14 protein-coding genes are annotated in these 12385 nt (G+C 53.9%); all 14 read right to left on the bottom strand.

The window, feature by feature from the left end:
- Positions 1–250: 250 nt before the first annotated feature.
- Entirely contained in the window at positions 251–523 is a 273-nt protein-coding gene (locus VV088_RS08470; RefSeq protein ID WP_016323105.1) for a hypothetical protein, read from the bottom strand.
- A complete protein-coding gene (locus tag VV088_RS08475) occupies positions 517–1395 on the bottom strand; it encodes a phage tail protein (RefSeq protein ID WP_302619418.1) in 879 nt (292 codons plus the stop codon). Before VV088_RS08475 ends, VV088_RS08470 begins: the two co-directional genes overlap by 7 nt.
- Positions 1396–1398: 3 nt before the next feature.
- Positions 1399–2319 carry a phage tail protein I gene (locus VV088_RS08480; RefSeq protein ID WP_334600264.1) on the bottom strand — a complete coding sequence of 307 codons (921 nt, stop codon included), beginning with the start codon at positions 2317–2319 and terminating at the stop codon, positions 1399–1401.
- A complete protein-coding gene (locus VV088_RS08485) occupies positions 2312–3439 on the bottom strand; it encodes a baseplate assembly protein (RefSeq protein ID WP_334600265.1) in 1128 nt (375 codons plus the stop codon). The genes VV088_RS08480 and VV088_RS08485 overlap by 8 nt, the downstream gene beginning before the upstream one ends.
- Positions 3423–3746 carry a hypothetical protein gene (locus VV088_RS08490; RefSeq protein ID WP_334600266.1) on the bottom strand — a complete coding sequence of 108 codons (324 nt, stop codon included), beginning with the start codon at positions 3744–3746 and terminating at the stop codon, positions 3423–3425. The genes VV088_RS08485 and VV088_RS08490 overlap by 17 nt, the downstream gene beginning before the upstream one ends.
- A 15-nt stretch (positions 3747–3761) precedes the next feature.
- Positions 3762–4163, bottom strand: a complete 402-nt coding sequence (locus tag VV088_RS08495) for a phage tail protein (RefSeq protein WP_334600267.1) — start codon at positions 4161–4163, stop codon at positions 3762–3764.
- A gap of 4 nt (positions 4164–4167) precedes the next feature.
- Positions 4168–4506, bottom strand: a complete 339-nt coding sequence (locus VV088_RS08500; RefSeq protein WP_302619423.1) for a hypothetical protein — start codon at positions 4504–4506, stop codon at positions 4168–4170.
- Complete coding sequence (locus tag VV088_RS08505) at positions 4506–5540, bottom strand: phage late control D family protein (protein ID WP_334600268.1); 1035 nt, start codon at positions 5538–5540, stop codon at positions 4506–4508. Before VV088_RS08505 ends, VV088_RS08500 begins: the two co-directional genes overlap by 1 nt.
- Positions 5537–5746: a tail protein X gene (locus VV088_RS08510; protein WP_302619425.1), complete on the bottom strand. Its 210-nt coding sequence runs from the start codon at positions 5744–5746 to the stop codon at positions 5537–5539. Before VV088_RS08510 ends, VV088_RS08505 begins: the two co-directional genes overlap by 4 nt.
- Entirely contained in the window at positions 5739–9029 is a 3291-nt protein-coding gene (locus VV088_RS08515; RefSeq protein ID WP_334600269.1) for a phage tail tape measure protein, read from the bottom strand. Before VV088_RS08515 ends, VV088_RS08510 begins: the two co-directional genes overlap by 8 nt.
- A 77-nt stretch (positions 9030–9106) precedes the next feature.
- Entirely contained in the window at positions 9107–9622 is a 516-nt protein-coding gene (locus tag VV088_RS08520; RefSeq protein WP_334600270.1) for a BRCT domain-containing protein, read from the bottom strand.
- 258 nt (positions 9623–9880) lie between these two features.
- The gene (locus tag VV088_RS08525) at positions 9881–10303 is read right to left on the bottom strand and encodes a phage tail assembly protein (protein WP_334600271.1); all 423 of its coding nucleotides are present in this window, start codon (positions 10301–10303) and stop codon (positions 9881–9883) included.
- 92 nt (positions 10304–10395) lie between these two features.
- Complete coding sequence (locus VV088_RS08530) at positions 10396–10911, bottom strand: phage major tail tube protein (protein ID WP_334600272.1); 516 nt, start codon at positions 10909–10911, stop codon at positions 10396–10398.
- Between the two features lie 13 nt (positions 10912–10924).
- A complete protein-coding gene (locus tag VV088_RS08535) occupies positions 10925–12382 on the bottom strand; it encodes a phage tail sheath family protein (RefSeq protein WP_334600273.1) in 1458 nt (485 codons plus the stop codon).
- Positions 12383–12385 lie beyond the last annotated feature (3 nt).

Below are 12385 nucleotides of genomic sequence, written 5' to 3' on the forward strand. Positions count from 1 at the left end.
TTTTCAAAGGAAATTTCAATCAGAAACAGAACCGTTTTACACTTTGTAAGCGCCTTTTTCTGTTCGTACCGTCGTTCCCTGAATTCCTGCGGGTCGGATAGATCAAGTTCGTTCGCTTCCTGTATGTGCTGGAAAATATCAATCACAAGGTCTTGCAGGCGATTCACGACGGTAAACCGATACTTTTTCGGAAATCGCCGGTCATTCGTCATTAAAAACGTGTGCTTGACTAAATCTTTCGCCTTTGTGATTAAAATAAATTCGTTTTGCTCCCCGTTCCGGGGCGGATTCCCCATTGTAAGCACCGCCTTTCGCGGATTTCTTCAACCTCCGCCGGGTCGCCCTCCCACGTGAACCCGTGTTCGGTAACGGTAAGAACCGCCCGGCTCCCGGTGTAGGTGGTCCCGCTGATCGTCAGCACGTCAGCGGCCCCGCACCGTTCGCAAGGCGGTTCTATTTCCGTAAACAGGTTCCCGATCAGGCAGGATAATTCCCGCCGGGTACACGCGTATTCCGTCAACATTCAATCCGCTTCCTGTCCGCGTTCCAAATGCCCTTCGTCAGAACGATTCCGTCCAGAGAATCAAAGGACACAAGATACGGATTGCCGGTGATATTGTTAAAAATACCGTCCTCCACGCGGGCAACCCGGCTTTCAAGGCTTGCAACCGCGGCAAGCGCCGCCGCCGCGTCCGCCGCCGCCTGTGCCGCCTGTGCCGCGCCCGCGGCCCACGCTTCCCGGTCCGCCGGTGTAATATGTACGTCGGTGTCCTCCTTGTGTGCAATCAGGCCGGAAATTGCGGTGTTGATGTTCTCCATATTCGCGTGGCTTACGTGAATATCGCTGTTGTTGACGTGATTATTCAGGTCGGTTAAATCGGCCTTTTTGTCAAAGGCGGTCTTGTGGGCCGTCTGCGATTCATCATGTTCCCGCAAGTCCTTTTTCGTGGCGGTGATCGCGTAGGGGTCCACGATAAAGGTTATTGCGCCGGTATTGGAAATCTCAATGTGCATAAGCATTTCAATTTCACCCGCCGCGCCGCTGGTGATAATGACTTTTTCGGTGTCCGGGGTATTGCAAACGGCAATCATGTTCCCCTCTTCATCCTTTACGCACATTTCCCGGATAGTCCAGCCGCCTACGTCCGACGGGATCACCGCCAGAACGTCAATGATGTTCGGGGAATCTGGGTTGACGGTTACGCTGTTCACTTTCCCGCTCCACCGCTCATTCCTCAATTCCGTCATGTCCGCCGTGGGCTGGTAGTAGTAACCGCCGCCGTCGCCGACGGCAAGGGTCGTCAAATTGATCTGTTTTCCCTCCAGCACCGCGTCCCGAATCAGAATTGTTCCAAGGTCGGTGACAATGGTTCCGAATTTCTTTTCGTCAGGCATTTTTTACCCCTCTTTTCTGAATGGTTGAATTTCCAGTTTCCACAAATGCCGGGTATAAGCGCCGGTCAGCACCCCCGCACCCGCGGTCAAATGGTTAATTAAGAACGGGTCAATCTTGATTCTGTGCGCGTACTGTGCATATCCGCCGATCAGCGTTTTCCCGTCTGCGTTGACCTCTTCAACAAGTTTCGGTCGGATTTCAAGCCGCTGGGCACACTGCGTATATCCGCCGATCATGGACCGCGCTTCCGCCCTCATATTCCGGGTCAGGAACGGGCGGATTTCCAGACGGCGCGCAATGGACAGAGAACCGGCGACGAACAGAGTTCCGCCCGTTTCGATGTTCTCCGCAAGATACGGCCAAACCTCCAGCCGGGTCCCGATAGAGTGAATGCCGCCGACATGGACCGTCGTTTTCTTCTCCATCTTGAACCGTACAGCTTCCAAATGGGACCGCAAATTTTTATAAAATATGACCCGCTCCAAAACCGCCGCTTGCTGTGCCGCGGTTACTCCGTTTTCTGTGGCGTTAATGATGACCCGGAACGTGTACGGGTCGCCCCCATACTCGAACCACTCTTCAACCCGCGTTCCGGGAAATACGGCCCCCAGCGCGGTTTCTACGGCGTACTTTGTCCCCAGCCGCCTGTGAATTTTTACGCTGTCCTTGATCGTCTGCCGCTTTACCTCTATCGGGTACGAATGGTCGTACCAGTCAACGTGTAAATCATAGGCCAGAATATCAAGCGTCTGTTCGTCCAGTTCATCAATCCGGGCATAGATGATATTTCGCCGGATTTGCTGTGCGGTAATCTGTAATTGTCCGGCAATGGCCCGTCCCAGCGCGTTAATCTCCGGGTCGTCTTTCAGGGTAGGAGGAAGCGAACGGGTGAAGTCAACGGAATAAAGATCGTATTCATTCACGTTCCGCACCCCCGTTCAAAACCTCCGTTTCGCCGATCACCGCCACGGCGTTGTCGGCGACGGGGGCGAACACGGGGGACCGTACTTCAACGCGCTTTGCGCCCGTCTGCATAAGCAGGCTGGTCAAATACGACGGGTTCACGTCCCGCCCCATTTTTGCGGCCTGCCACCGTTGATACTCCGCGACGGCGGCGGCGACGTTCTGTGCCACCATTTCCGGCCCCAACGCTCCGCCCGTCTGCGTGTAGTATGTCACGTCGATGTTATACGGGACCGTTTCGGGGGCCGCGACGGTTACGTGATCGGTCAGGGGGCGCACCTTGTCCGCGCTCAAAACCTCCGAAACGGCTTTCAAGGCTTCTTCCCCCGGCAACTCTCCGCCCGCCAGCAGAACCCGCACGTCTACTTCCCCCGGCTCCGGGGAAGTCGCTTTCACGTCCACGATCAGCGCCGACGCACTCTTTGCGTAATACTCATACCCCCCCAACGGTCCGGCGGTCGAAAATGTTTCCATACTCTCACGAATACGGGCGTAAAAGGCCGCGTCGCTTTCCCAATCCGCGCCGCCCGCGCTTTCTGTGATGTTCTCCGCTTTTTCGTAATAGGGGAAAATATCAACAAGTTTTGTGATCTGTCCCGGAATAAAGCCGTTCCCGATCTCCCCGGCGGTCTGGCATACCGCCGCAACTTCCCCGGTCAGTCTCCCCGCCGGAATTGTCAGCGCGGCTATTGTCGCAAACACGATTTCTTCCCCTGCCGATAACCGGGTTCCCGCCGGAATGACGGTCGCCGTGTCCCGCTCGATAGACAGCGTGAACCGAATTGTCGTGCGGGCCGCTTCCGGCTCCAGCCTGTAAACGTCCTTGAAGAGTTCAGCAAGGGAATCTAAATATTCCCCCTCTGCGTACCGCGGCAAATTCTGTTTTGCCGAAAAGTCAATGTTCACCCGCTCTTGAATGATAATGTCGGCAATCCACAAAATGAAAAGCCGTACCGGGTCCGCCGGGTACAGCGTCCGTCCGGCGAACCGCTCAAACGCCCGAATCAGGCTGTTTGTCAGTGCTTCCGTGTCCGTGTCTACAAAGGAAATATTCGGGTATTGTCTAACGTTCTCCGTCAAGTATGTTCACCTCCACAACCGGAATCAGCGCGCCCGGCCTGCCCCCCTGCGCGAACAACACGTTTTCAACCTCCGCCCGCGGTTCGTATTCCTCGATAGCGTCTAAAACCTCTGAAATCAGGACCGGCTGGGCCGTCTGAATCGGCTTATCTATGAACCGTTGTGCAAGCCCGAAATTCCGATCAAGGGGGACAGAGAATTTCGGCGTTGAAATAATCATTGCGACATTCTGCAAAACCTCTTCAACCGTGGATTCCGGCGCAAGGTTTATCTTTTTCAGGCTGAACGCCTTTACCACATAGGCCATATACCGCCGCACCCCCTATCGCGCCGCATAAGAATTCATCGTGACATTGACCGACGCGACAAGCAGATTCCCCCGGTTGTCGTACCGTTCAAGGGCGTTTGAAAGTTTCGTGATAACCCATTTATTAGTGCCGTAGGCTTTCGGTCCGATCACAAGCCGGTGAACCTCTCCCCGGCGCATAGCTTTTAACAGCTTTGAAACTTCCGCAATCGGTTTCACCCCCAAAAACACGGAAAAGAACATGGAAAAAGACATGGATTCCGTGTCTGGCCCCGTGAATTCTAAAAGGGGTTCTTTTAAGTGCCGGTCGTGGGCGGAGTATTTCACCCCGCTTTCCCATTTCAGCCCGTCAAAGGTTTTGACCGTCTGCCGCGAAACGGAAAAGGTAATGTCCCCCCAGCTTCCGATAATCGCCATTCGTTCAAATCCCCCCTATCACGAAACCGTCGCCGTCGTCCCGTGGAATGTAAAGGCAAAGCACAAATTCGCCTTTCTGCGGCAACCACGGCTTTACAATCAAATCGTGCTTGTGGCTTTCAAATTGCGGGTAGCCGCTCCCGCCCGCTTCATACTCCGTTCGGTATGGGGCGTAATATTCGGGAATCCAAGGCGGATTTTTCAACACCTTTAATTCCCCGGAAACAATCGTTTCCCCCTTGTCCTCGAAAATGACGCGGGCGGTCCGTTCCTCCACATTGACAGAGGAAACCCAGCCCGTCCGCACGATGTTTTTTAATACGTTCAAATTCAGGTCGTCCATTAGTAGCCCTCCAGCACCCGGCGCAATGTAATGTCCGTCTTGTAACCTCCGCTTTTAGAAATGCTGTGCGTCGCGGTTTCGATGATGTATTTCCCGTCAAAGGCTCCATAGCCGGAAACCTCCACCGTTACCCCGGCAACCAGCCGCGTGTCCCCGGAAAGAGCGAACGACGCTTTATACTCCGACTTGTTTTTTTGCCGTAGCCGCTTCATTGCAAGCTGGCGGGCTTCCTCGCGGGTCGAAACCTTTTCGTTTACCTCCAGCACTTGCCCGGATTTATCCGCGCCCTGCGGCGTATAGGTGTATTCAATCGTCGTTTGCTTTTTCGGGTCCGTATAGGACACGTGACAGCTACTAAAGGCCGCGTCGTGTAAGCTGGTGGAAAAGGACCAGCGCGACACGTTCGCCGCTCCTTTCTGAATCACCATGACCGCGCCTTTTTGCTCATAGTCCGCCGCGTCAAACAGAACGATCATTTTTGCGGTGACTTTCAGGCTGATTCCCGCGTTTTTACAAAGGCGCTGTAAAAAGGTAATGTCGGATTCCTGCATTTGCTCTTTTCGGTCATAAAACGGGTCTGTTGATGATTCAAACATACAGGCAAGCCCGTTTTTACCGGCGATTTCATTTGCAATCGCCGAAAGCTTGATTTTCTCCCATGCCTTTGTTTTTTTCTGCGTTCGGGCGGCGGTCTTATATGGGATTGACCCGGCCTTGATATTCACTTTCGCCGGGGGGCCGGACCCCTCCACGGTGTCAACCTCGAACGTCCCGCAATCCAGCACCCGGTCCCCCGCCGATTCCCAATTCTTTTGAATGATGACGGCGGAAACCTCCGCGGATTTTCCCGCCGTCGCGTTGTTCAGCCAGTTTCCCAGCCAAATCCATTCACGATCTGCAAGGGAAAGTTGCAAATCGTCCGCTTTGTCCTCTTCGTTGTCCGTGTAGGTCATGGAAAGCAAGTCCCGGTTAATATCTGCGGTCACGTCTGCGCCGTCCAGAAACAGCTTGATTTCCGCTCTTCGTGCGTTCATCCCTGCCCCCTTTTCCACGGCGGCAAGCCGCCAGCAACCCGCGGTTCGGGGTCAGGGATATTCAGCACGATTCCCGCCGGGAAAACGAAAAGGCGGCGGAATTCCGGGTTTGCCTTTATGATCTTGTCGGTGTATGTTTCGTCGCCCAGCGTCTTGTAGGCGATACCGTCCCACATATCCCCGGCAATGGTCGTATATTTAGTCATAGGCCCGCCGCCTTTCGTCGTCCGCCCGCTGGCGGTCCCGTTCGTCGATTTCCTGCAAAAGTTCTTCGTCGTGCTTCCGCAAGATTTCTTCAATGTCCTGTGCCTGCGCGTCGTTCCCCACATGGAAAACCGGCGCGCTATGAATGACAACCGATCTTTGACGGTCAGCCGTCGAAAGCGTCGGCGGGTTCACGTCCGGGGCTTCCGCTCCCACGTTGGCCAGCCGGTACTGCTGAAATCCGCCGTTGCCCGTCAGGGTCTTTGCCATTCCTGCAAGGTTCGTGAAAATCTGCCCGGTTTCCGCCGCCTTGAAAACAGTTCGGTTCCGGGCGTTGGTGATAAGTTCCGCGCCCTTTTCGCCCGCTATGAACGTGTCAGGTGTCCGGGGCGTGCCTTTTGCGAATTTCGGAATCAACGGAATGTTGATACCCTTTCCGCCAACACCGGGGACCCAATCGGGAATTTTTAGCTTGTTCAGCCCTCCAATCAACCCGTTTATAATGTCGATAATTCCGTTCATTGCGCCCTTTGCAATGCCCTTGATCGCTTCCCAAACGCCGGAGAAAATGCCTTTCACTCCCTCCCAAACGCGGGACCAATCGCCGGTAAAAATCCCGGCAAACACGTTCAAAAGGCCCTGAATTGCGGTCAGTACGCCGCCGATCACGGACCGGATAGCTTCAAGGTATGTTCCGATCAGTGATTGAATCGTAGGCATAAGGGCTTGAATTATCCCCATGACGGCGGTTGCCACCGTTTGAAAGATTTCCCAAATGCTTTGAATAACCCCCGTGATCGTGGGTCCCCATTCAACAAAGGTCTGCGCGATTTGCGGAAGTACGGTCGTAACGATGAACGCGAACAGTTCTTCAATAATCGGTTTTACGCTGGTGTCAATGAACGAAATAAACTGTCCGATCACGCCGCCCACCGTCTGCATGATAGAAACGAACGTGTCGAACACGGCAACGCCCTGTTCGCCGAAAATTCCGTTGATGAATTCACGCGCGCTTGCAAGGTTCCCGTCGCTGAAAATACCCTTGATCGTGTTGCCTATGTTGGTAATCACGCCCACGATATTGTCAAAGACGGCAACCCCCGCCGGGCCGAATACCTTTTCAACCCCGGCCCGTATGTCGTCCAAGTGGTCCCGGAATATCTGAACGGCGGCAATAATCAGGCCGATCACGCCGACAACGGGCAGAATCTTTCCGGCAATACCGCCGAACGGCCCCAAAATCGCCCCGCCCAGCTTTTGGAGCGGCGCAATCATGGTCGTTAGTTTGCTGAACCCCTTTCCGACAACGCCGCCGATCTTGCCCAGCGGCCCGGCGGCGATTTTGCTTCCCGCTCTTGCGAAAATGCCTGTCACCTTGCCTGCGGCCCCTGTCGCCAGCCCGCCGATACCGGAAAACGCTTTAGAGAATAGCCCGCCCGCGGCTCCGCCGATACCGGAAAACAGATTCCCGATCTTCGTTCCGCTGAACAGGCCGGTAAATGCGCGGCCCACGCCGCCCGCCGCGTTCCCGATTCCGCCGAAATAGCCGATCACGTTTTTTGCAACGCCTTTCAGCGCGCCGGAAAAGCCCGCCGAATCAATCCTTGCAAGGTTGAAAATGGTTCGGATTCCCTCAAATCCTTTTTGAATTGTCAATCTTGCGCCGTTCAACTCTAAAAATCCGATTTTTGCGGCCTGCCCTGCGGCTTTCAGTCCCAAAACTGCGCCGCCCACTTTTACAAGCGTTGAAAGCAATTTCGGGTTTTCCTGCGCCCATGCGGAAAAGTTTGTAATCAGAACAGACAGTTTTTCCGCCGCCGTGGTTACGTAGGGCAAGAATGTATCTCCCAGCACGATTCCAAGGTTCGACAAAGCAGTTTTTGCCTTTTTGATCTTTTCCTCCGTGGTTTCCATCATTTTTTGGTAGGCCGCTTGCGCGGCCCCTGTGCTGTTAACCATTGCGGAAACTTCATCATTGAACCCTGCCACGCCGTTTGACATAAGCGAAATTGCCGCTTTTCCGGCTTCTGCGCTTCCGAACATATCCGCAAGGGTTTTCCCGCTCCTATTTGCTTCCCCCTGCAAAATTTCCAGTACGTCCGCAAGGCTTTTCCCCTGCGCCATTAGTTCGCTGAAGCTTGCGCCCGCCGCTTGCTTTAAGGCTTTGTTTGCCGTTGTCCCACTCTTTCCCAATTCGTTCAACATACTGTTCATGTATGTTGTCGTTTCTGCGGCGGCAATTCCGCGGGCCGTCATAATGGAATACCCGGCGCATAGCTGTTCCAACGCAACATTGTTCGCGTTCGCTGTGGGAATCACCTTACCCATGACCGACGACAATTCCGCAACGGTTACTTTGCCGCGGTTTTGCGTCGCAATCAGCATATTAGAAACTTGTTCGGTTTTCGACGATTCCAGCCCATAGGCATTTAGAATCGTAGTCAGCACGTCTAATGCCTGCCCGGTTTCAGCAAAACCGCCCTTTGCAAGCTTCGTCGCCTGTTCAACAAACCCCACCGCATTTGCCGTATCTTGACCCGCCGAAATTGCGTTGTAAACGTCCTCCGCGACGGTGCTTGCGTTTACTCCCAGCGCATTTGAAAGGTTAATAATTTCTTTCTGCATTTTTGAAAGAGGGACGGTATTTGTGTCAGCAATCGTCCCCACTTTCGCCATTGCTGTTTGAAATTCCATTGATTTTTGCACTGGCCCGGCGTAAATTGCCGCTCCCAGCGCCGCAATCGTGCCTATGGTTCCGGCGAATTGTCCTTTCGCTTTAGAAAGGGCTTCGCCGTTCTTGTCAATAGCCGCATTTAAGCGCGCCATTTCCTCTTGACTGTTTTTCAGTCTGTTATAACTCTTTGCCAGCCGTTCGGTTTCTTCCGTCAGGCGGGACGTATCAACGCCCGCGTCGGAAAGTTCGTCGCCCAGCGTCCGCAAGCGGGCTTCCTGCGCTTCGATCTTTGCGGTGGTGTCGGCAATCTGCCGTTCGTTCCGCTCCATAGCGGCCCGTAATTTCTCCGACGGCTGTTCTGTCTGGCTCAATTCCCGCTGTAAACGGTCATGCTCCGCGGTCAGCCGTTCCAGCTTTTGCCGGTTCGATTCAAGGGCGGTTGACTGTTTCTTGAACGCTTCAATCTTGCCAGTGGTAGAATTTAGCTTTTGCATGGTATTTTGCAGTTGCCGGGTGGTATTGATCGCCCCTTTGAACGCCGCATTGAAGTTCCCGCCCAAAGCCGCTTGCAGTTTGAAGAGTAGTTCATACTCTTTTCTCGAACCAGCCAAACTCTCACCCCCTGATTTTGGGTATAAGAAAGGGAACCACCCGCGCCGGGTGGTTCCCTACAATGTAAATCTACTTTTTATCCGTTTTCTTGCCCGGAAGCATTTTCCAGCATTGCGTATAGTTCGTCCTCGGAAATTATTTTAACGTCTTTTCCCTTTTTCTGCAATTCCATTGCCTTAGTTACTTTCCGCGACGCAACGCCGCCGTTTAATTCGGACCACTCTTGATACCCCAAAACAAGATAATCCATCCTGCTTACCGGATTATCCGATGTGAGGCCCCCGTATTTGCGGATTTCAAGCAATGCTTCTTCCCGTTCCATTTTGGAAAGAACGCCCGTAATCACAAACGTTTTTTCGTAGAATGGGCTGGATTTCACTTTTTTGAGGAATGCTTTTATCTCGCTTGATGTATTCCCGCGTTTTACCGCTTCCGAAAACGCTATGACCGCACAAGTAGGCAAGTCGTTTTCCTGAAAGAACCGCCCTAATCTGCCATAAATGCTGGCGCTTTCCTCTGTTCCCTCAAACGCTCTTGCAAGGTTAAATATTTCTGCGCTTAGTATCTTTTTGTTGCATTTTTCGTCAAACATAGTTACTTCTCCTTTTCTTGTATTATGTCAAAGCGTCAGAAAATCTTATCTTTAACACAAACAAATTATAATTTTGTTTTTCGGAGAAGTCAATACATTATCATTTTTTCTCTTTTCGCTCTTTCTCGACGGCGTTTGCGTCCTCAATCCACGCGGCGAATTCCGAAACGGTCATGTTCAGCCAAAACGGAACGCCGGTGAAAGACGCTTGCGCCATCTTGTAGGTTTCACGCCGCCACCATTGCGCGGGGTTCTGCTTTAATAGCCCGAATCCAGCAAAAAACGGCGCGCGGCCCCCGTGATCTTGTTGAAATCTTTCAGGGGCATAGCTTCCAGCACGTCGCTTCCGATTCCCGCGGCCCGCGCCGCCATCTTGCTCTGGAAGCTGGTGGAAATCTCCGGGGCAAGGGCGTATTCGCTCATGCCCTGCATTTCGTTTTCGATTGCCACCATGTCCCGGCCTTTCAGCCGCCCGAAATCAAAGGTCAATTCCTCATAGGTCTTGCCCTCATACTCGAACGGCTTCTTGAACGTGTGCTTATAAACGCCCACGTCGCCGCTCTCCGCGTCCTGTACGGCGTTTTCCGCGGCGGGCTGTGTCATTTCATGGGTGGCGGCTTCCGGCGCTCCTGTGGCGTTCTCTGCGGCCTTTGTGGGGTTGTTCTTGATCTGATCGCTCATGGTTCAATTCCTCCGATATTTTTACAAATTTGAAATACAGAAAGCGGGCGCAAAATCCCCCGGCGGGTCCATGCCCGCCGGGGGTCGATCTCTTACTTGCCCAGCGCCTTGCGAACGTCCGCCAGATAGTCAATGCCGTTCACAAAGAAAATAAAGTTCAGAATGTCGATTTCCAGAACCTTAACGCCGCCGATGTAGGTGGCAAAATACGTCACCGCGTATTCGCCGGACGCTTCCGCGGGCGACGCGGGCGCAAGCTTGCCGGGGCTGAATTTTGTGGGTGTTACCATCAAAATGTGCTTGACGTGAGTATGTTTGTACCGGCCCGCGCCGCTGTCCCACATTTGCTGGGCCGCGCGGAGGTCGATCTGGTGATTCCGCGGCTCCAAAAGCTTGATCGCGTCTTTCGTTACCGAACGGAAATTCAACGTCAGGGTCATAGCTTCGACGTGGCCCACAAACGCGCCGTTGAATGTGCCGGAAATCCCCGCTCCCTTGACCTCTTCCGTCAAGGAAGAGATTTCCGGCAAGGTAACTTCTGCCATGCCGTAATATTCCGTTGCGTCCTCATACACGGCAAAGTTAGTCACGCCGTTTTCAACTTTCACGGTTCATCCCTCCTTACGCCGTCAGCGCCGCGGAAACATATTCCACGTCGTATTCCAGCACGAATTCACATTCACGCATGGGGCTGGGCGGGGTCAGGAAGATATGGAACGTCGCCTTGCCCGCCATCAGGGAAGTAACGGGGTTTTCCTCTTCCCGGAATTCAACCCGCCCGCCCAGCAATTTCTCTTCCGCAACAAGGCTGTTCAGCCAGATATTTACGGAATCAACAATGCTGTCAATCAGCCGCCGCGTCATTTTCTTGTCAACCTTGCTCCAATAGGTCAGAACAAGGGAGTTCGCAACCCAGCCGAACATACGGGAAACGCAAATGAAATAATTCTTTACGTCCGTATCGGCGGGGAAGCAGGCGGTTTCGTCGCCCCAAAGGACATAGCCGCCGATGAAGTTCAGCGCGGTAACAATGCCATTGCTGTTCAGATAGTTGGCTTGCTGGAGGTCCAGCAGAACCTCCGTCCCATCGGCAAGAACCGCGCTGTCGATCTGCAAAAGCTTGTTCGACGGGCTTTCCGCCGGGCAACCGCCGTTGTCCGAATCGGTCAACCCCATTCGGCCCGCCGCCTGTACGGAAGCATGAAAAACCCGCTCCCCAAGCTTGAAGAGCGGCCAGCAAATAAGCTGATATTTGGAATTGATGTTCTTTTTCTTCTTCCATGCGGGCGCGTCGGCGTAATGCCGAACGTCGTTCGTGTCAATGTCGCAAAGGGCTTTCCCCTCGAACACGCCGTTAATCGACTGGACCTTTGCCGACATGATCGCGGCAACCTCCGAATCGTGGGACCAGCCGGGGGCAAGCACCAAATCGGCGACAATGCCGTATTTCGGAAAGACGGAATCCAGCAGTTCAAGCCCGGAATTCGTCTTTGTGTTCGGGTCAAATCCGCCGATGATCTCTTTCTTTGTCACGGCGGCGGGGTCCACCGCATTGAAAGAAATTGTCAGTTCTCCCGCGTTCGCCGGGATTGCTCCGCCCTCCAGCACTTCGACGATCAGGTTTTCCCCGTCGTACAGGGTGTCGTAATCGGTCCCGGCGGTGTAGTTGCCCGGCTGTCCCTCCGCCGCGGCGTTGTTCTTTACCGTTACGCTGGCCTGAATCGCTTCCAGCGGAAGATAAACCTTGCCGTCCGTGACGGGATAGTTCTGTTCCGCAACGGGTTTCTTGTGCTTTTCCGGGTCAAGCACGTTCACCAGCACCACGGGGGCAACGCCGTAAAGCTGGAATTGCGAATAGATCATTTCGCAAAGCGGGTATTTCTCCCAATCGTCGGAGAACCCGAACGCGGATACGGCTTCCTGGTAGGTGTAGCACATGACGGGTTCGTTTACCGGCCCGCCGACGGTATGTACCGGGGCCGCGCCCACGACAAACGCAATCCCGGAATCCGCTTCAACGGGGGTCGAAACCGACGTGTCAACCTGTCGCGTCGATACGCCGTGATAATAGTTCGCCACCGC

The organism is Lawsonibacter sp. JLR.KK007, assembly GCF_036941135.1.
Lineage (GTDB): Bacteria > Bacillota > Clostridia > Oscillospirales > Oscillospiraceae > Lawsonibacter.